17 protein-coding genes are annotated in these 19,669 nt (G+C 42.1%); 7 read left to right on the forward strand and 10 right to left on the reverse strand.

All coding sequences use genetic code 11. From position 1 onward, the window contains the following. Position 1: 1 nt before the first annotated feature. A complete protein-coding gene (locus tag J0654_RS17785) occupies positions 2–367 on the forward strand; it encodes a DUF1801 domain-containing protein (protein ID WP_207030464.1) in 366 nt (121 codons plus the stop codon). Here J0654_RS17785 and J0654_RS17790 read toward each other — a convergent pair whose 3' ends face one another. The 6 genes from J0654_RS17790 to kdsA all read right to left on the reverse strand — a co-directional run bounded on the left by J0654_RS17790 (position 368) and on the right by kdsA (position 6,752). After that, positions 368–1,939 (reverse strand): PepSY-associated TM helix domain-containing protein, encoded by a 1,572-nt coding sequence (locus J0654_RS17790; protein ID WP_207030465.1) that lies wholly within the window; start codon positions 1,937–1,939, stop codon positions 368–370. A 3-nt stretch (positions 1,940–1,942) separates the two neighbouring features. After that, positions 1,943–2,242: a hypothetical protein gene (locus J0654_RS17795; protein WP_207030466.1), complete on the reverse strand. Its 300-nt coding sequence runs from the start codon at positions 2,240–2,242 to the stop codon at positions 1,943–1,945. A 3-nt stretch (positions 2,243–2,245) separates the two neighbouring features. Further along, positions 2,246–2,578, reverse strand: a complete 333-nt coding sequence (locus J0654_RS17800) for a hypothetical protein (RefSeq protein WP_207030467.1) — start codon at positions 2,576–2,578, stop codon at positions 2,246–2,248. Positions 2,579–2,581: 3 nt separating this feature from the next. Continuing rightward, positions 2,582–3,298 (reverse strand): DUF4198 domain-containing protein, encoded by a 717-nt coding sequence (locus J0654_RS17805; RefSeq protein ID WP_207030468.1) that lies wholly within the window; start codon positions 3,296–3,298, stop codon positions 2,582–2,584. 8 nt (positions 3,299–3,306) lie between these two features. Next, on the reverse strand, positions 3,307–5,769 hold the full coding sequence (locus J0654_RS17810; RefSeq protein ID WP_207030469.1) for a TonB-dependent receptor: 2,463 nt from the start codon (positions 5,767–5,769) through the stop codon (positions 3,307–3,309). 164 nt (positions 5,770–5,933) lie between these two features. Continuing rightward, a complete protein-coding gene (kdsA, locus tag J0654_RS17815) occupies positions 5,934–6,752 on the reverse strand; it encodes a 3-deoxy-8-phosphooctulonate synthase (protein ID WP_207030470.1) in 819 nt (272 codons plus the stop codon). Between the two features lie 73 nt (positions 6,753–6,825). On the opposite strand from kdsA, the gene J0654_RS17820 reads away from it, so the two are divergent. The 3 genes from J0654_RS17820 (at position 6,826) to typA (ending at position 9,928) form a co-directional block, all read left to right on the forward strand. Beyond that, positions 6,826–7,407 (forward strand): hypothetical protein, encoded by a 582-nt coding sequence (locus J0654_RS17820; protein ID WP_207030471.1) that lies wholly within the window; start codon positions 6,826–6,828, stop codon positions 7,405–7,407. Between the two features lie 65 nt (positions 7,408–7,472). Next, positions 7,473–8,030 (forward strand): hypothetical protein, encoded by a 558-nt coding sequence (locus tag J0654_RS17825; protein ID WP_207030472.1) that lies wholly within the window; start codon positions 7,473–7,475, stop codon positions 8,028–8,030. A gap of 98 nt (positions 8,031–8,128) precedes the next feature. Beyond that, complete coding sequence (typA, locus tag J0654_RS17830) at positions 8,129–9,928, forward strand: translational GTPase TypA (protein WP_207030473.1); 1,800 nt, start codon at positions 8,129–8,131, stop codon at positions 9,926–9,928. A 104-nt stretch (positions 9,929–10,032) separates the two neighbouring features. On the opposite strand, the gene ppgK is transcribed toward typA, so the two are convergent. The 4 genes from ppgK to J0654_RS17850 all read right to left on the reverse strand — a co-directional run bounded on the left by ppgK (position 10,033) and on the right by J0654_RS17850 (position 13,333). Next, positions 10,033–10,791 (reverse strand): polyphosphate--glucose phosphotransferase, encoded by a 759-nt coding sequence (gene ppgK / locus J0654_RS17835; protein ID WP_207030474.1) that lies wholly within the window; start codon positions 10,789–10,791, stop codon positions 10,033–10,035. 97 nt (positions 10,792–10,888) lie between these two features. Next, positions 10,889–11,572, reverse strand: coding sequence for a cell division ATP-binding protein FtsE (locus tag J0654_RS17840; protein WP_207030475.1), 684 nt, complete (start codon positions 11,570–11,572; stop codon positions 10,889–10,891). 99 nt (positions 11,573–11,671) lie between these two features. Beyond that, positions 11,672–12,775 (reverse strand): DUF3137 domain-containing protein, encoded by a 1,104-nt coding sequence (locus J0654_RS17845; RefSeq protein WP_207030476.1) that lies wholly within the window; start codon positions 12,773–12,775, stop codon positions 11,672–11,674. Positions 12,776–12,787: 12 nt separating this feature from the next. Continuing rightward, positions 12,788–13,333, reverse strand: a complete 546-nt coding sequence (locus J0654_RS17850; protein WP_207030477.1) for a LemA family protein — start codon at positions 13,331–13,333, stop codon at positions 12,788–12,790. Between the two features lie 316 nt (positions 13,334–13,649). Between J0654_RS17850 and J0654_RS17855 the strand changes: the two genes are divergently transcribed. The 3 genes from J0654_RS17855 to J0654_RS17865 all read left to right on the forward strand — a co-directional run bounded on the left by J0654_RS17855 (position 13,650) and on the right by J0654_RS17865 (position 19,637). Next, positions 13,650–16,673 carry a tetratricopeptide repeat protein gene (locus J0654_RS17855; RefSeq protein ID WP_207030478.1) on the forward strand — a complete coding sequence of 1,008 codons (3,024 nt, stop codon included), beginning with the start codon at positions 13,650–13,652 and terminating at the stop codon, positions 16,671–16,673. A gap of 12 nt (positions 16,674–16,685) precedes the next feature. Next, positions 16,686–18,440, forward strand: coding sequence for a TonB-dependent receptor (locus J0654_RS17860; RefSeq protein WP_207030479.1), 1,755 nt, complete (start codon positions 16,686–16,688; stop codon positions 18,438–18,440). A 147-nt stretch (positions 18,441–18,587) separates the two neighbouring features. Further along, the gene (locus tag J0654_RS17865) at positions 18,588–19,637 is read left to right on the forward strand and encodes an OmpA family protein (protein WP_207030480.1); all 1,050 of its coding nucleotides are present in this window, start codon (positions 18,588–18,590) and stop codon (positions 19,635–19,637) included. Positions 19,638–19,669 lie beyond the last annotated feature (32 nt).

Below are 19,669 nucleotides of genomic sequence, written 5' to 3' on the forward strand. Positions count from 1 at the left end.
TATGAACCCAGCGGAAGATTATATTATCAATCAGGAAGAGCTGTTCAAAAGTATATTGCTACAACTACAGGTTTTAGTGGAGACTTCCGTTGCCAATCTGGATTTGAAATATAAATACCGGCTGCCCTTTTACTACTTGAACGGAAAACCATTTTGCTATTTCAACGTATCCCGAAAAAAGGGGTATGTGGATGTAGGCTTTTGGAGTTCGGCCCACCTGAGCGTTCATCTGGATAAAATGATCACCGAGGGCAGAAAAGTGATGAAGTCACTCCGTTACCATACCTTGGATGATATTGATGCCGAAGTTTTTGTGGCGGTCATCAAAGATGCGGAATCCGTCAACCATAAAGGTTTTTGGAAATAATCAGCCTTTGGTAGGGGCCAGTTCGGACCTCTTTGTCTTCAGTTTAAAAAAGGCTATCCAGAGTGATACAATCCCTAAAATCAACCAAAGCAAATCCACTAATAGGATGTGTTGATATCCTTTTTCATAAGCAATCCACATCCAATTGCCTGTTGCAATTCCGTTTGCAATCGGAACCAATAATCCCAAAATACCACCGCAGATCAACGTCCATCTATTGGTAAAGGCAATATCCTTTTTAAGGATAAAGAACACCGTGGCCACCAACCAGATTGGGAAATAAGTTTGGTACAGGAAACCCATATCCACTGTTGGTGCAAACTTTACGATAATAAATTCCAAAGCGGTAACAGGTAGCAAGGTAAGACAGATGGCCATATACCAATTCGCCACTTGTCGGTTGAACTTTCTGCGTTTTTCCGGTATGTTCTTTTTATCACGAGCCACAAGCCAGATCATAATTCCCGATAAAATCACAAAGCACGAAACCAATCCCAGGATAAAGGAAATCACCCGAAGCCCATAACCGGCATAGTCCCCAAAATGGAGACGGAACATCATGTTTTTTACACCATCCAAATAGGAAGTTGGGGCAATTGGCACTTTTTCTTTTGCAATGGAACCATCGGCAATTTTGTAAATACGGTATCCCAAACCGTTCAGTTTGGTATCGTAACCGAGATGTCCACTAATGGCAGCGTGCATATTTTGGTCACCATAGTTGAAAATATGGGTCTCGGTAACCCGAAAATCACCCCATTCTTTTTTTATCTCCTCAACATATTGGTCCAAATGGATGGCCATGTCCAATTTTTCGTTCTGAAATTCATAAACAGGATGGTTGTACTCCAAATCTTCGTACAATTGTTTTTGGTCACCATCATACAGTCCCATTACCATAGGAAGCACCAAAATACCTTTCAGTAAAAAGAAAGCTCCGGTTACGGCATATACAAACTGAAATGGAAACCCTATCACCCCCAGAGCGGTATGGGCATCTGTCCACATGGTCTTTAGTTTGGCCCACGGCCTGAAGGTATAAAAGTTGGAAACGATCTTTTTCCAGTGTACCAAAACCCCTGTAATAATGGCGAAAAGGAAAAAGAAAGCCACAAACCCCGCCAAGGTCCTTCCGTAGGGGTATGGAATTTGGTCCAAAAAATGAAGCCGGTACAAGAATTCACCCAAATGATAGTTACTTGTATAACTATCGGTTTTGGTCTTGTCCTCAGGGTCCAAGTAGAAAAAGACCGGTGCTTTGTCCTCTTCCGTTGCCAATGAATCTTTTGAAGCCCCTAAGTTGACGGAAATGCTCCGTTCGTTGTAATAATGTCTCAATTCCACATCCCGGCCGTATAAATTGTACTCTTTGGCGAGGTCGTTAAGGTGCCCATCCAGGCTGCCGGGCAATACATCTTCTTGACTTACGGAATGTCCACGTTGCCAATTGGCAATTTCATCCCTAAAAAACGAGAAAGACCCTGTAAAAAAAATGACATAAAGCGCTACGCTGATAACGATACCGCTTACGGTATGTGTATGAAATAATATATTATAGATACGGTTTCCCATAGTTTAAACGAGTGGGTGGGTTTGATTTCCAAAATAGGATATGACAAAGAGTGCCAAACTGGTCAAAAGGTAAATACCCCAGACTTTCCAGCCGTTTTTGCCCAGAAAGGCAACGACCATCAAAACAGCCCAAAGAATAAAGGCAGAAAATGTACTGGTAATGATTACCGCTACGTGGTTGAACCAACTGGCCAAGGCCAAATGGAACATCACGGCCACAATGAGACCACCTAAAATAGCTGCGGTAATTTTGGCAAAACGTTGCGGGGGCGATGGGTTCAAATATTTTTTATTGGCTGGCATAGGTTAAAACAAAAAGGTTTCAAAAAAGACTGCGCACAAAAGAAGAATGCCCAAAAAACGGTAGTTCAATAATCTTAATGGAGCAAGAAGAATCACTAAACTGGCTACCGTCATCAAAAGGATTAAGAAAGAGAACGTTCCTGAACCGAGCCCCCAGTAAAAGCAGCTGAGCCCCAATGATAGAATCATTAGGGCCAAACTGGCTAATTGAGCCGATTTTTTGTGTTCACCCGTCCATTTCTCCAAGCCAAAAACACCTACTGAAGCCATTTTTTTGGATGTACCGTACAGCAAGTAAAAAGCTATAAAAGTGAGTAATGAAATTAGGGTCACCATGGCTTATTTCTTTATGCAATAGGTAGCACAATGCCAAATAAATTCATAAGCCTCGCCATTGTAGGTGCCAGGAATTTCTTCCTTGGCAGTTGTTTCCACAATGTACTTGGTGTTCCAAGGCAGGGCAAAGGAAACCTCTCCATTGTCATCCGTGTACAGGGTTTTGGACCACAGGTCGGCTACATAGATTTTAAGCTCGTTTTTTGCAATGGGCTCGCCCTTGTACCATACTTGAAGCCTAATTTTGTCTTCGTCATTTTCCAACTGCTTTACCACAATTCCATCGGGATTTATGGTTTTGGTATCGCCATCGGTTCCCACCTGAACTTTTGCGGTGGAATGATAATGCGTTTTGAAAATCCCAAAGTCATATTGCGTATAATCGATTACATTAATTTCATTGTTGTTCAAGGCAATGGTGTATACGCCATTCTGGGATGGGGTAAAACTCGCCAAATAATGGTCTTCCTTGGCTTTTGTGCTCAACTGCGTTTTTGTGCCATCGGGAGCAATTACCCAAAGGGTAAACTTGGAAACCAAAGGAAAAGCTTCGCCTTCAACTTTTTCAATCACACCGTAGGTGTATTCTCCATAATGCACACGGACTTCCTGTGCTTGGCCCATGGCCCCTGTACCGTTGGTCTCTATCCACAAATAATGTGCAGAGGCCGACAGTATGGGCAGGGTAATGAGCAATAAGGTCGCTATTAGTTTTTTCATCTGTATTCTTAGAATTTATAGGTGAAATTTGCGGAAAGACTTCTTAAGTTTTGGGGGCTGATGGTAGACCAACCTTTGTAATAGTCTTTGTTCGCGATGTTATCCAATTTCAAAGTGATTCTGAAATCCCTTGCATCATAAAAGGCAGAGGCGTTGAGAATTGTGTACTCGTCAATAGTGAACGTACCGTTTGATCTATTGAAGATTTTGTTTTCGCTGGCGTAGTTACCTCCGAATCCAAGTCCAAAGTTTTCCATGGTACCTTGTGTAAATCGGTAGCTGGCCCACACATTGGCCAAGTTCATCGGGCCTGCACTCTCGGGTCTAAAACCGGTAAAGCTGGCGTCTCCTTCAACCAATTTACTGTCGTTGTAGCTATAGCCTGCCACAATGTTCAATCCTTCAATGGGAGAAGCGATAATACTCGCTTCAAAACCTTTGCTGGTCTGTTCCCCATCTTGGGTGTAGAAGTAGTTGTCGGCATCGGTATCGATTCGTTGTGCCATATCGCTCACGGTAATGTCGTAGTAGCTCAAAGTGGCAGATAGTTTATCGTTGAACAGGTTCAATTTGGTACCGAACTCGAACTGGTTGGCGTGCTCAGGGTTCAATGCCCTTACCGAAGTGTTTCCGTCGGAAAGTTCTGTTACGGGTGCCACATTGCTGAATCCGTTCATGTAGTTGGCAAACACCGATACTTTATTCAAGATAGGTTGATATACCAAACCAAATTTTGGCGAGAATGCAGTTTGATTGTATCCGTCGTTGGAAAAACGGTCCACACGCAAACTGGCCATTGCGGACAATTCCGGTAACAGATTGATTACGTTGGAGGCGTAGGCACTGAAAATTTCTTGCTGTGCCTCGCTGAACTGTGCTCCTGGATTGGCCAAGGTGGCTATTCCAGCATCGGCACCGGCCTGTGTCAAAACACCGGAGTCGTACAAGCCGGTTCCCATTGGAGTCCCAAAGTAATCGTGTAGGGCAGGGGCAACGGCTTGGAACTCATCTGGGTTTCTTCCAACATAAATAAAACCTTGGTTTCCATAGCCTGTACTGTTGTTGATGGTCCTTGTTTTAAGGTAATCCAATCCAATTACCAAACGGTTGCGCATGTTTCCGATATTGAAATCACCTATAAAGTTTTGTTGGATATCGGTTCCCAAAGTCTCCGAGTTTTGGTTACTGGTGTAGCGGCCCAAAATAATGCCGTCTTCGAGTGGAGTACCAGAAAGAGCTTCTACAGTTGAAGATATCTCGTACAAGTAGGAGTAGTAACCATCAGACTTTGCGTTTGATCTGGAAATTACGGTCTGAGAGGTCCATGAATCGCTCAAAATATAGTTCATCTGACCTTGCAGGCTGTATGTTGGTGTATCTATATACAAATCGTTGCTGGTGTACGATCGTTTGTAATCGTAACCCAATTCATCCAAATTGGTCACACGGAGTGGCGAACCACGATCTACAAACAACATGGTCTGGTTGGTGCTTCTACCATTGTAAAACTCGGTATTGATGTTAAAAGAAAGTCTATCAGTTGCCTGAAATGCCAAAGATGGCGCAAAGAAGAACGACTTTCTAAATCCAGCATCCTGGTAGCTGTTTTGTGTATGGTACGAAGTGTTTACACGAAGTGCGACATTGTTTTGGTTGCCCAAGGTGGTGTTTACATCGGCGCTTACCCTGTTCAATCCATAACTGCCAGAAGTGTAGGAGATATTTCCTCCAAAACCGTAGAATGGTTTTTTAGTGTTGATGTTGATCAAACCACCGTAGGAAATCAAGCTGCTACCATACAAAGTTCCTGAAGGTCCTTTGATGACCTCAATGGATTCAATGTTGGCTGGATCGGGACTTCCGTTGGTCAGGCCAGGCAATCCGTTGATCATTGTTGGTTGCACGGGAAAACCACGTAATGAGAAATATCCAGCTCCATCATTTCCTCTACCTGTAGACTCCCAAAGTTTATCGATGCCGGGTGCGTTTTTAAGGGCATCTTCAAAATTGGTCACTACTTGGTCCTGTAACAACTCGGTTGAAATAGAATTGAACACTTGAGGATTTTCAATGTCTTTTAAGGGCATTTTGGATACGTATACGCTTGCTTTGCGCCCAAATTTGTTTACTTGGTTCCCTTCGACCACAACTTCGTTCAGTTGTTCTTGTCGCTCCAGCATAGTAATGGTTTGTACGGTTGTAGTTTGGTTGGAATAAACCGTTACGGTTTTATTCTGTGTACCAAAACCTACCATTGAAAATGTCAAAGTGTAGGAGCCAGGGGCAAGGTCGGATATTTCATAGTTCCCTGAATAATTTGTATTTGTTCCTAAATTAGTATTGGAAACTGCAATATTAACATTGGCCAAAGGATGGTTTCTTTGATCTGTTACTTTTCCGGAGATGTTCCCTGATTGCGCTTGTGCTAAAGAATAAAAAGCCAAGCTTAGCATGAGTAGTATACGTTTCATTGTATTATTTAAAATTAGTCTAAATAAATGTTTTGGCAAATGTAAATGCCAATGATTGCTTATCCAAAATATATTTAGACTAATTATAAATAAGGTTTTTAACTAAAACTTATTTAACTGTTAAACAGAGGGTTGCTCAGTAAATTTTAACAGTTTTAAGCTGCTTAAAGGGAATTGATGGTTTTTCGGATAGCGGTTAAATCGGTAAGCAGTTTTTCCAATAAACTTAAATCCAGCATATTGGCTCCATCACTTTTGGCGTTGGCGGGGTCAAAATGGGTTTCCATAAAAAGACCGTCAACACCTGCGGCAATTCCTGCCCGGGCCATAGTGCCGATCAAGGCTGGTCTACCGCCAGTTACGCCGGAAGATTGGTTGGGTTGTTGAAGCGAGTGGGTAACATCCAAAACCACGGGGGCATATTGTTTCATGGTGGGTACGCCACGAAAATCCACGATCATATCCTGGTATCCGAACATTGTACCGCGATCGGTAATCCAAACTTGCTCATTACCCGAATCGGTTACCTTTTTTACAGCATGCTGCATACTTTCAGGGCTCATAAACTGACCCTTTTTTAAGTTGACCACTTTTCCTGTTTCGGCAGCTGCAACTACCAAGTCGGTCTGTCTCACCAAAAAGGCGGGTATCTGCAATACGTCAACATATTCCGCAGCCATAGCGGCATCGGATATTTCATGAATATCCGTTATGGTGGGCACTTTAAAGGTTTCCGAGACCTTTTTTAAAATTTTCAGGGCTTTTTCATCACCTATCCCTGTAAAGGAATCAATACGGCTCCGGTTCGCTTTTTTAAAACTTCCTTTAAAAACATATGGAATCTTAAGCTTGTCCGTAATGGCCACGACCTTTTCTGCAATGCGCATGGCCATATCCTCACCCTCGATGGCACAAGGTCCTGCCAACAAAAAAAAGTTATCGCTGTCCGTGTGTTTTATCTGTGGAATTTTGGTGATGTCCATTTCTTAAAGTTTGCACAAATATAGCATTAAACAATGGTATCCTTTTTAGATTTATCAAACTAAACCATCAACTATGAAGTACGGGATTATTTTGTTCGTCCTTGGGCTATTGCCCCTAATTTCCCATGCACAATGGCAGGAACGGGGAGGTGCCTTTGATTTGGTGCATTTGGAGCGTCATCAGTTTAAATTGAACTTGTTGAGTCCCGGATTCACCTATGAGCTGGGTCTTTTTAAAAATCAAAGTGTTTCTATTGATTTAGGTTTGGCCACTGCCACCTACGAAGAGGGTTATGTGTTTGGATTGGCAACCAATAACCGATACCGATATTACCATAATTTTAATAGAAGGGATAGGTTGGGCAAAAACACTTCTGGGAATTCGGGGAACTACATCGCGGCGGCCCAGGCCATTTTCTTTTCACAGCTGCGGATTTCCACAAATGTTGAAGGCCCTAATGATTTTAATTTGGGATTTTACGGAATGGTCTATGGCATTCAACGAACCTATGAAAAAGGCTTCAATTTTAATTTGGAACTTGGAGCAGGATATTACCGCGGAGATGGTGTTCCCAATGGGTATGGACCATTGCTGAACATTACGTTTGGATGGGTGGCTACCAAAAGAAAGAAAAAGGACCCATATCTTGATTAAATAAAGCCACCAAAACATACTATTTTGGTGAAATTTGGGTTATACTATTACCAAATTAACCTACAATGCGCCGCTCACTACTTTTGGCATTTCTGTCAACAAGCTTTTTCATGCACGCCCAATACGGGACAAATTGCGAGGTTCGCCAGTTTAAGCTAAATGCCTTTAATCCTGGCATAGAATATGAAATGGCTCTGGGCGTAAACAGTACGTTGGATATTCGAGTGGCATACCAAGCAGCTTTGGAACCGGCCAGTTCCCAACCGCTGGAAGATTTCGATTTCTTCCCTGCCATTACCGTTCAAAACCGTTATTATCATAACCTAAATAGTCGGGAAAGGCGCAGAAGGTCCATTTATGGGAATTCAGGTAACTACTTTGCCCCTTCGGCGGCAGTTTTTTCTCCAGGTAGCCGCGTTGTCGAGGGTAGGTTGGTTGATGGAATTCATGGCTATGGCGGACTGGTTTACGGGATTCAGCGTAGTTATGATTCTGGTTTTAGCTTCTCGATTGATGCAGGGGCTGGTTACTATGTAGGGCCGTTCAAAGGCACCATTCAACCCGTGGTAAACTTAAGTGTTGGCTGGATTATCAGCGAGAAGCGATGGTGTGTTGGTTTGTAAATTTGGAACTCCCACTAAATCAATAAGATAAAAATAACATTTAGGTGTGCTAACAAGTAAAAAATAGCAGTATCTTTGCGGGCTTAAAAATTTAGGTTATGTCCAAAATCAAAAACATTGCAATCATTGCACACGTAGACCACGGTAAAACTACTTTGGTTGATAAAATCATGTACCATTGCCAGTTGTTCCGAGAAAACGAGAACAAGGGCGACCTGATATTGGATAACAACGACCTGGAAAGGGAACGCGGGATCACCATTGTTTCCAAAAACGTTTCCGTTGTTTACAAAGACACAAAAATAAATATTATAGATACCCCTGGTCACGCCGATTTCGGGGGTGAAGTAGAACGTGTTTTGAACATGGCCGATGGGGTTTTGTTGTTGGTGGATGCCTTTGAAGGGCCAATGCCACAGACCCGTTTTGTACTTCAAAAAGCCATTGATCTTGGTTTGAAGCCATGTGTTGTCATCAACAAAGTTGATAAGGAAAACTGTACCCCGGAAGAAGTGCACGAAAAAGTGTTCGATCTAATGTTTGAATTGGGTGCAGAAGAATGGCAGCTCGATTTCCCAACCGTTTATGGTTCTGCAAAGAACAACTGGATGGGCGAGGATTGGAAAACCCCGACCGAGAATATTGAGCCATTATTGGACATGGTGATTGAACATGTACCAGAATTTAAACTTGAGGAAGGCTCAACTCAAATGTTGATTACTTCCTTGGATTTCTCTTCTTTTACGGGTCGAATCGCCATTGGTAGATTACAAAGAGGAACGCTCCGTGAAGGGCAACAAGTTTCTTTGGTAAAAAGAGACGGTTCCGTTGTAAAAACTAGAATTAAGGAACTTTACACTTTTGAAGGACTTGGACGCTTAAAAGTGGAAGAGGTTGTTGCAGGAGATATTTGTGCCATTGTTGGTATGGAAGGTTTTGAAATCGGTGATACTGTTGCCGATCTTGAAAACCCTGAGAAATTGAAGACTATCGCCATTGATGAGCCAACCATGAGTATGCTTTTCACCATTAACGATAGTCCATTTTTTGGTAAGGATGGAAAGTTTGTTACTTCCAGACACATTAAAGAGCGTTTGGAAAAAGAATTGGAAAAAAACTTGGCACTTCGTGTTCAAGAAACCGACAGTGCCGATAAATTTTTAGTGTATGGCCGAGGTGTTTTGCACCTTTCTGTATTGATTGAAACCATGCGTCGCGAAGGTTACGAGCTTCAAATTGGTCAGCCACAAGTGATCATTAAAGAGATTGATGGTGTAAAATGTGAGCCTGTGGAACATTTGACCATCGATTTACCAGAGGAAGTATCCGGAAAAGCTGTGGAAATGGTATCCATCCGAAAAGGGGAGATGACCAGTATGGAGGCCAGAGGTTCCAGAATGGTTTGTGAATTCATCATTCCATCGAGGGGAATCATCGGTCTTAGGAACCAACTGTTGACCGCTACGGCGGGAGAGGCCATAATGGCACACAGGTTTTTTGAATATCAGCCATTGAAAGGGGATATCGCACAACGATTGAACGGGTCTTTGGTTTCTATGGAAAACGGAACTGCGATTCCTTATTCCATTGATAAGCTTCAGGAAAGAGGTAAATTCTTTATCGATCCGGGAGAGGATATCTACGAAGGACAGGTAATTGGTGAAAACTCCCGCCAGGATGATATGACGGTGAACGTAACCAAAACCAAAAAACTTTCCAACGTACGTTCCGCAGGTGCCGATGATAAGGCCAAGATTGTGCCTGCCATCAAATTCTCGTTGGAAGAAGCCTTGGAATACATCCAAAAGGATGAATACGTTGAGGTAACGCCAAACCACTTGAGGATTCGAAAAATCTATCTGAAAGAAGTGGACAGAAAGAGAAACAAAGTAGTGTAAGCAAGCTTACTTTAAACATAATGGGAAAGCGAGTGAGGAAACAGTCTTCATTCGCTTTTCTTTTTAAAGTCTGCTGGGAATCTTGGTTCTACCTACTCTGGAAACTAGTGTAAATGCCCGTGGTGCTGTTCTCGTAAACATGCGACGGCCGCTCCAATAATACCGGCATGGTTCATAAGTTCAGCTTTTACCACTTCCGTATCAATTTTGATGTATTGGTTGAACTCTTCCCATTTTTTTGAGGTTCCACCCCCTACGATGATAAGGTCCGGACATACAATAAGCTCTACTAATTTCAAGAATTTATTAAAGCGCTTGCCCCATTTTTTAAAACTAAGGTCCTCTCTTTCTTTGGCAGAAGCGGCAGCCCATTTTTCAATCTTCTTGTATTTTTTGTAAGGAATCTGTCCTAACTCAAAATTCGGGATGAGCACGCCATTATAAAAGGCCCCGCTACCAAGACCTGTTCCAATGGTAATCATGATTACCAAGCCATTTTTGCCTTTTCCTACCCCGTAGTTCATGGAAGCATAGCCGGCAGCATCTGCATCGTTCAACACCGTAAATTCGTGACCTGTATACTCGGTGAACAATTCATCCACGTTAACACCCACCCAACTTGGGTCTAGGTTTCCAGGAGACTTGCATACCCCATTTTTAACGATAGAGGGAAATCCACAGCCGACAGGACCTTCATAATTAAAATGGTCAACAATTTCGGCCACCACTTTGGCCATGTCCTTCGGCTTTTTTGATTTTGGGGTTGGAATTCGGAAACGTTCCGTCAACATTTCTCCGGTTTCGGCGTTTACAAGGGCACCTTTTATGCCCGATCCGCCTATATCAATACCAAGAATTTCCATATATAGGAAGCAAAATTAGTTTTAACAAAGTAACAAAAACTTTTATTGATCAAGCAATTCCAGTGTAAATCAATGTACTGCGCGGATATTTCGGTGATTAAATCGCTTTTTGAATCACTTCAAAAACTTTGCTGCCATCGCATTTTAGAGTTTTGTGCGGATATTTTAGGATTAGGGCATAATCGTGTGTGGCCATTATAATAGTTCTACCATTCTTATTAATATCCTGTAAAACCTTCATTACCTCCACACTGGTCTGAGGGTCCAAATTCCCAGTGGGTTCATCTGCAAGTATAAGCTCAGGGTCGTTCAACAGGGCGCGGGCAATGGCAATACGTTGTTGCTCACCGCCTGAAAGCTCGTGGGGAAACTTAAAGCCTTTGGTTTTCATACCCACTTTGTCGAGGACCTCCTCGATTTTGTCGTCCATTTTTTTTGAGTCCGTCCATCCCGTTGCTTTAAGGACAAATTTCAGGTTGTTGTTGACATTTCTATCGGGAAGCAATTTAAAATCCTGAAAAACAATGCCCAATTTCCTCCGCAAATAGGGAATGTCCTTTTCTTTCATTGTTTTCAGGTCAAAATCCACGACCTGGCCAACCCCTTGTTTAAGTGGTAGATCCGCATAAAGAGTTTTCATGAAACTACTCTTACCGCTTCCCGTTTTACCAATAATGTATACAAACTCCCCTTTTTTTACCTCAAGGTCGATATGGTTCAAAATAAGGTTCTCGTTTTGGAACACGGCAGCGTCCTGTAATTTTAAGATGGTCTCGGGCATAATTAGTTCAATAAGCTTTACAAAAGTATTTGAAAATACACGAACAGAATCAAAAATTAAAGATCAAAGCATATTTTTCCAAAAAATATGATGGCATCATTATCGCCAAACCTGAGTGTTCAGGTTTAGGTCCTCCACAATGCCAATGGCTGTTGTAATGTCATTATAAAATAGTTCAAGCACATTGGAATCGACCAGATTTTTGTTCTCTTGTAGACTAAAAAAGCCATACGGATGATGAACCGCCATATAGAGCTTACCGCCTTTAAACGATAGTATGATGGGTTTGTTGATTTTTTGTTTTAACAATGTGATTCTACGCATTAAGGAAGTGGATAAAACATATCTCGCTTCAACCTGGTCAGTGCTGTACACCACAAATTCTTTTTCAAATTCCGAATCTTCAAGATTTACCAATTGGTCGCGACCAAAATTTAAGGACTGTATGGTTTTTGCCAAATATCCGATTCTCTTTTCGAATTGATCGGGCAGTACAATGGTGGTTCCACTGCATTTTTTGTTAAAGTCAACTATGGCGAACATGCCCGATAAACTACTCCCTATTTGTTCAATGCTTTTCTCTTTTTTGAATATAGGACGTATATAGGTATATGCAATGTATATGTGTGCAAAGAAGGGAATGTACATGAGATAAGAACCATAGCGTTGGTCAACAATGTTAACATTGCCGATGGTAATGGAAGTATCCTTGACCTTTCCAGAAAGAAGCCCTTGGCCTCGATTGTATATCGGTCCATGCGTTTTTTTGTCAAAAGGTCGTCGGTACATGGTCACCAATCCACTATTTATTAATTCTTCGGTTTTGATCTGTTCGTGTTCATAGAACTCAAATGTGGGAACCATTTTGTCCAAGAGCACTCGCATCAGCCTCTTTTCAATAGTAACGTATTTGTTTTTGTATGTTTGGAATATTATTAAACTGATGAAAAACAAGAACCAAAAAAACAGTACCAACATTTGGGGAGTAAAGGTCCATGGTGCGTTGGGGGACAAACTTGCGATCCATTCGGTAAATTTGGAGTTGAACAAGTATACGAACAAAACAAGGGCAATGCCACATATAAGGAAAAGTTGTATAAGGAAAGTGTATATCACCTTATAGAAACGGTAGGTTTTCCTGAGCTTTTCTGCTTCTTGCAGCAATGGCAACAGCTCTTTCTTTAGGTTTTGGAAGTCCATCATATCTGTCTATGATTAAAATGAAACTTTAGGGAGGTCCGCTTCGGATGGTTTTATTGTGAACATGGTCTTTGGGGAATATCCCATGAACTTGGCAACAATATTGGAAGGGAACATCTCCAAGGTATTGTTGAATGCGTACACGGCCGCATTATATGCCCTTCTTGAGGCAGAAAGCTGTTCTTCCACTTCGTTTAAACTTGATTGGAGAAGCAAGAAATTTTCGCTGGCCTTTAAATCGGGGTACGCTTCCACCGTTATTTGAAGTTTTCCCAATAGCTGATCCATCTGGCTTTCGAGTTTAAGCCTTAATTCGGATGGTGGGTCTCTATCCACAATGTTGTTTCTCAGTTTGGTGAGGGAGATCAGTGTCTCACTTTCATGTTTGGTGTACCCTTTAATGGTGTTTACCAGTTGTGGAATTAAATCAGTTCTTTTTTTCAGCATTACATCTATGCTCCTATATGCTTCCTCAACCTTATTCTTTTTACTGATTAAGTTGTTGTACAAAAGCACACAAATCAATAAAAAGGATAAGGGGATAATGAATAAGTATGTCATCTCAACAAAAATTAAATTGAACAATGTGGCAATGCACGGACATTGCCAGATTTAAAATTGAAAAAAGGGTTTTATGCCTTTTATGTTGAGGTTTGAAATTGAAATCCTAAATTATCTGGAACAGAAATTTCATACGATTTCAAGTAATTAGGATTGTTGTTGCCAATGAGGTTTTTTGGCATGAGTGCTAAAATTACTATTTCGAGGTAATAAATCAAGTCTAGAGTCGTAAATTTCGGTAAATGACCAATTAAATATACTTTGGCCTTAATTTTGACGTTATGAGTAAAGTCAATCGAGAAGAGCGTAGAACACTATGAATCGAAAAAACCTCCTTTTAATTCCCATTTTAATGGGAACTTTTTTTGTGCTTTCCGCACAGGAAACCAAAATATACACCCACGAAAACAAAGCCTATCAAGATGCCTTGGCGCTCTACAACAACGAGCAGTACCAGGCAGCTCAGCATATTTTTGAGTCCATAAAGGCCACTACCAAGGATGGGGAAACAGAAGCCAACAGTGCTTACTATGCTGCCAACGCAGCCATTCGTTTGAACCAGCGTGGAGCGGATAAAATGATGGAAGATTTTGTGGAACGTTACCCTACATCCACCAAAAGGAATTCTGCTTTTTTGGATGTGGCCGACTACTATTTTGAAACAGGAAAATACCCCTACGCTCTAAAATGGTATAAAAAAGTTGATGAAAATTCGATGCCTTATTCAGAACGCGACCGTTTTAATTTTAACAACGGATACGCCTTGTACGCATCTAAACGTCCACAAGAGGCAGAGCGTTATTTGAACAAGGTGACCACCTCCCAAAAATATGGCTCGCAGGCCAAATATTATTTGGGGTACATTGCCTACGAACAAGACGATTACAGCTCAGCTAGCGCCCGTTTCGACCAAATCCAAGACCCGGAATTGCTTGATGAAAAGCTCACGTACTATCAAGCCGACCTGAATTTTAAATTGGGAAAGTTTGAGGAAGCCATCACAATGGCCAAAAAACAACTGCCCAAATCCAATCGTCAGGAAGTTTCGGAATTGAACAAGATCATTGGTGAAAGCTATTTCAATTTGGAACAATATGCCGAGGCCATCCCCTACCTGGAAGAATACAGGGGCAAGCGGGGCAAATGGAACAACACCGATTATTATTTATTGGGGTACAGCCATTACAAATTGGGCGATTATCAAAAAGCGATTCAGCAGTTCAACAAAATTATCGGCGGCACCAATGCCGTTTCCCAAAATGCATATTATCACTTGGCAGAGTGCTACTTGAAACTGGATAAAAAGTCCGAAGCCTTGAATGCGTTCAGAAATGCTTCGCAAATGGAGTTTAGTCCAGAAATCCAAAAAGATGCTTGGTTGAACTATGCCCGTTTGAGCTACGAAATCGGTAATGCGTACGAGCCCGTTCCACAGGTGTTGACCACTTATTTGGAAAAATATCCAAAGGATGAGCATCAAATGGAAATCCAGGAACTTTTGGTGGATTCTTATATCACATCCCGCAATTTCGAAGGTGCCATGCAACTTTTGGAGGAGAACCAAAACTACGCTAGCAAGGAAACTTATCAGAAAGTGGCCTACTACCGTGGGGTGGAACTGTTTATTGATGGTGATTTCGAAGGTGCTCGGGAGCGATTCGATAAATCCTTGAAAAGTGCCGAAAATTCAAATTTTGAAGCTCGAGCTCTTTATTGGAAAGCTGAGTCGGCCTACAGATTGAACCAATTTGAGGAGGCCTTAGTGGATTTCGTTCGATTCCAGAACTTTCCGGCTGCCAGATCACTTCCCGAATATGAGCAGCTGGATTACAATTTGGGCTACTCTTACTTCAAGCTAAAAGACTACAATAATGCCATATCCTATTTTCAGAATGTGGTGAGCTCCAATGCCATTGATGACCAAAGAAAGAACGATGGTTATTTACGGTTGGGCGACAGTTACTTTGTGAACAGTAAATATCAATTGGCAATGAAAGCCTACGATGCATCATCAAAGATGAACGGTCCCGAACGTGATTATGCGGCCTTCCAGAAAACTCTATGTGATGGATTTTTGGGTAACAATTCAGCAAAAATTGATGGCCTTAACGAATTCTTGAGGATGTTCCCTACCTCCTCATTACGGGATGATGCACTTTTTGAACTGGGCAATTCCTATATCAATAATGACCAAGAAAGTTTAGGGCTGCAGACCTACGACCGTATTGTGGCGGAGTATTCGGGGAGTAAATTTGCCCCACGTGGATTGTTGCGTTCAGGATTGGTGTACTACAATTCCAGTCGTAATGATCAAGCATTGGACAAACTTAAAGAAGTGGTTCAAAAATATCCGAACACCCAAGAAGCGAAACAAGCGGTGGCCACTGCCAAATTGGTGTATGTGGACGAAGGTCGGGTGAGCGAATATGCCGCCTGGGCCAGAAATCTGGACTTTGTGGAGGTGACCGATACCGAACTGGACAATGCTAGTTTTGAATCCGCGGAAAGAAAACAAATTGAGGGCAAAACTACAGCCGCCATTCGTGGGTACGAAGATTATTTAAAAGAGTTCCCTAATGGATTGCATGCGCAGAATGCCAATTTCGCCTTAGCGCAACTGTATTTTGCCAACGGAGAAAAAGAAAAGGCCCTACCAAAATACAAAGCAGTGGCCGATAGTGGGAACGGAGCTTATACGGAACAAGCATTGACCCGTGTTTGTGAAATCTATGTGGATAAGCAGGACTACAATAGCGCCATTCCCTATTTGAAAAGATTGGAAAACACGGCAGATATCTCAGAGAACAAGACTTTCGCCCAGTCCAATTTAATGAAAGGTTTTTACGGTCAAAAGGATTATTCCCAAACCATCGCTTATGCCGAAAAGGTGTTGAACGCTCCTAAAATTGACGATCGTATCAGAAGTGACGCACAGATAATGATTGCACGTTCCGCCATTGCTACGGATAACGAGAGTTTGGCCAAAACCGCCTACCAGGATGTAAAACAAATTGCATCTGGCGAGCTTGCCGCTGAGGCTTGGTATTACGATGCTTATTTCAAAAATAAGGAAGAGGATTTTGAAGCATCCAACAAGTCCGTTCAAAAGTTGGCCAAGGATTATGCAGCCTACAAGGAATGGGCAGGAAAAGGCTTGGTGGTTATGGCCAAGAACTTTTACAATTTGGGAGATGCCTTCCAGGCCACTTACATTTTGGAAAGTGTCATTTCCAATTTTTCCGAATTTGAGGATATCGTTTCGGACGCAGAAGGTGAACTGGCCACGATCAAGGCCAAGGAAGCAGAGAGCAATTCATCCGTAGACCCCAACGAAAACTAAACGAGACACAAGATGCAAAAGAGAACCTATTATATATTTTCATTACTTTTTTTGAGCCTTTGCGGAATGGTTATCGCCCAAGAAGAGGATAACATTGGTACAGAAACGGTAACGGTGGTAAAACCGTATTCCCCGACCGTTTCGGATGCCTTTAAGATCAAATCCTCTCCAAGTTTGAACGATTCCATTGTGCTCCAGAAGAAGAAAATCAATTATAGTATATTCTCTGTGCCCGTTGCGTCCACCTTTACCCCAGCAAAGGGTAAGGCTTCGGGGGTGGAAAAAACACCACCGCCCACTTTGTACAATTCCTATGCTTCGGTGGGCTTGGGTAACTACAATAATGCCTTGGTTGATTTTTACACGAGTCGGGAATTCAACAGGGGAGAAGATTTGTTGGACTTTGGGCTAACCCACAATTCATCCCGCGGAGATTTGGACTCCACGCCCTTGGAAACGGATTTCTACGACACCGAGTTGAATGCTTCCTATGCTAAAAAGGACCGTTATATGGATTGGGGTGCCGCCATAGGATTACAGCACCAGCTGTATAATTGGTACGGAATACAGAGTGAATTGTTCAGTGAGGATGAAATCAATGCGATGGATGAAACGCAAAACTATTTCAATGCAGAAGCGAAGGCCCATTTCAATATGGAGGACTCTTATTTTAAGAGTGGGAATATCTTGTTGAGACGCTTTTGGGATGCTACGGAATCTGCTGAGAACCGGGCAGTGATCAATCCCACTTTTGAATTGCCCATTACTGAGGAATTGATCACGATTTCTGCCAAGGTCGATTATGTGGGAGGTAATTTTAAGAATGGCACCATAACAGAATCTGTGAACGATGGAGAGAAGAATTATAGCCATCTACAGGCGGGAGTGAACCCAAGTTTGTTGATCCTGCGTGATGACCTTACGTTAAATTTGGGTGCCAACATCGTCTACGGACTGGATATGGAAAATAGCGAGAACAATTTTTATATCTATCCATCTGTAACAGCATCCTATCGTGTGATGGACGAAAATGTGATCGCTTACGGAGGAATAGAAGGGGAGTTAAAGCAAAATTCCTATCATGACTTTGTGGATGACAACCCTTATGTGTCCCCGACCTTGGATATTGTCCCGACGGACCAACAATATGAAGGATATTTGGGCCTGAAAGGACAGTTGACCTCCAATGTGGGGTATAACATCAAAGGTTCGTACATGGCGGAAAACAGGAAGCCGTTGTTCTATCAAAATACGGTAAACACGACCAGAACCGATGAAAAGAGTTATTACTATGGCAATTCCTTTCAAGTTTTTTATGATGACGTAAAAACCTTGGGTGTATTTGGGGAAATCAATGTGGATGTGAACCGTAATTTTTCTTTGGGTGTTAACGCAGAATTTTATGATTACGATACCGAAACCGATAACCCTGCTTGGAACTTGCCATCGATCAAAGGATCTCTCTTTATGGATTATCAGATTACCGACCAATGGTATATGGGTGCCAATTTGTTTTATGTAGGGGAAAGGGATGCTTTGACCTCGGTTGTCTTAACCAATAATGTGCCTCCGTCCATTTCTTATACTCAGCTTACGTTGGACAGCTTTTTTGACGCCAATGCCCATATAGGGTACAGGTTCAACGAGCAGCTCTCCATTTTTGTGAAAGCATCCAATATTGCGAACAATAATTACCAGCGTTGGGCCAATTTTAGGGTCCAGGGATTCCAAGCTTTGGCAGGGGTATCCTATAAGTTTGATTTTTAGTTTGTAGGAGAATACGCAATAAATAGCTGAAAATACCGTTCATTATTTTCGGTTAACTCATTGATGTTCCAATAGTTGGCCGTTCCCATACAATTGGAAATAATGCAACCAAGACCAATACATACGCTGGTTCTTTACTTGTTTTTGATGATTTCCTTCGTTGGATTTAGTCAAAATATGGTACAAAATGGCGGTTTTGAAGACTTTGTATCTTGTCCGGTTAAAATGAGCAATCTCAACAAGGATGCGGAGCATTGGAGTGCCCCGACCCTGGGAACGACTGATTATTTTAACGAATGTAGCCGAACCAAGTTGGGAGTTCCGATGAACTTTAAGGGGAAGCAGGATCCGTACGAAGGTGCTGCTTATGCTGGACTGTATCTCTTCGCTCCACGAGATTATCGCGAATACATTCAAGTGCCGCTCACGGAAACACTGGAAAAAGGAAGTCGATACCGATTGACCTTGTTCATCAGTCTTTCCGAAAAGTCGGATGGGGCCGTAATGGATATGGGGGCTGTGTTTTCCGAAAAGCCACTTTCGGTGCATACCAAACGCGAACTTTCACAAAGTGAACTCTTGTCTGCCTCTACTCAGACGACCCATATCAAACAATTTCCCGTTACTGGTTATTATCAGGATAAGCAGGACTGGATGGAATTGAGTTTTGATATGGTGGCCAAAGGTTTTGAAAATCATTTGATTCTTGGAAACTTCAAAAGTAATGCAGGTACTTCCTACTTGGATACACAAAATCCATCAAAAAATGAGGAAGGCTATGCCTATTATTATCTCGACGATATTTCGTTGACCTACCTGGGCCCAGAATACAAAACCGATGAGGTGTATGTGTTGGATCATGTCAATTTTAATTTTGATCGTTTTGATCTTCAGCCCAAAGCAGAGCAAAGTCTTAAAGATGTATATAAATATTTAGAAAAACATCCCAACCTAAAGGTTGCCATTAGTGGACATACCGATGATTTGGGTTCCGATAAGTACAACGACATCCTCTCTCGAGAACGTGCCGGTTCGGTTGCACAATATTTGATTGATTTGGGATTGGATAAAAACAGAATAACCTCCAGGGGGTATGGGGATAGTAAACCACTGGACACTACCCGCACAGACGAAGCCCGAAGAAAGAACCGAAGAGTGGAGTTTGTGATGACAAAGTTTGAAGACGAAAACCCTTAAACATATCCTTGCTTTTTCTATTTTTGATGGAA

Origin of the sequence: Flagellimonas profundi (assembly GCF_017313275.1) — a bacterium.
Taxonomy (GTDB): Bacteria; Bacteroidota; Bacteroidia; order Flavobacteriales; family Flavobacteriaceae; genus Flagellimonas; species Flagellimonas profundi.

Bases quoted from the DNA above. Each gene is read 5' to 3' on its own strand.
- ppgK (WP_207030474.1), bottom strand. From the start codon at position 10,791: ATGGAAATTCTTGGTATTGATATAGGCGGATCGGGCATAAAAGGTGCC.
- J0654_RS17785 (WP_207030464.1), top strand. From the start codon at position 2: ATGAACCCAGCGGAAGATTATATTATCAATCAGGAAGAGCTGTTCAAA.
- J0654_RS17850 (WP_207030477.1), bottom strand. From the start codon at position 13,333: ATGACATACTTATTCATTATCCCCTTATCCTTTTTATTGATTTGTGTG.
- J0654_RS17840 (WP_207030475.1), bottom strand. From the start codon at position 11,572: ATGCCCGAGACCATCTTAAAATTACAGGACGCTGCCGTGTTCCAAAAC.
- typA (WP_207030473.1), top strand. From the start codon at position 8,129: ATGTCCAAAATCAAAAACATTGCAATCATTGCACACGTAGACCACGGT.
- J0654_RS17790 (WP_207030465.1), bottom strand. From the start codon at position 1,939: ATGGGAAACCGTATCTATAATATATTATTTCATACACATACCGTAAGC.
- J0654_RS17855 (WP_207030478.1), top strand. From the start codon at position 13,650: ATGAATCGAAAAAACCTCCTTTTAATTCCCATTTTAATGGGAACTTTT.
- J0654_RS17845 (WP_207030476.1), bottom strand. From the start codon at position 12,775: ATGATGGACTTCCAAAACCTAAAGAAAGAGCTGTTGCCATTGCTGCAA.
- J0654_RS17795 (WP_207030466.1), bottom strand. From the start codon at position 2,242: ATGCCAGCCAATAAAAAATATTTGAACCCATCGCCCCCGCAACGTTTT.
- J0654_RS17860 (WP_207030479.1), top strand. From the start codon at position 16,686: ATGCAAAAGAGAACCTATTATATATTTTCATTACTTTTTTTGAGCCTT.
- J0654_RS17825 (WP_207030472.1), top strand. From the start codon at position 7,473: ATGCGCCGCTCACTACTTTTGGCATTTCTGTCAACAAGCTTTTTCATG.
- J0654_RS17810 (WP_207030469.1), bottom strand. From the start codon at position 5,769: ATGAAACGTATACTACTCATGCTAAGCTTGGCTTTTTATTCTTTAGCA.
- J0654_RS17805 (WP_207030468.1), bottom strand. From the start codon at position 3,298: ATGAAAAAACTAATAGCGACCTTATTGCTCATTACCCTGCCCATACTG.
- kdsA (WP_207030470.1), bottom strand. From the start codon at position 6,752: ATGGACATCACCAAAATTCCACAGATAAAACACACGGACAGCGATAAC.
- J0654_RS17800 (WP_207030467.1), bottom strand. From the start codon at position 2,578: ATGGTGACCCTAATTTCATTACTCACTTTTATAGCTTTTTACTTGCTG.
- J0654_RS17820 (WP_207030471.1), top strand. From the start codon at position 6,826: ATGAAGTACGGGATTATTTTGTTCGTCCTTGGGCTATTGCCCCTAATT.
- J0654_RS17865 (WP_207030480.1), top strand. From the start codon at position 18,588: ATGATTTCCTTCGTTGGATTTAGTCAAAATATGGTACAAAATGGCGGT.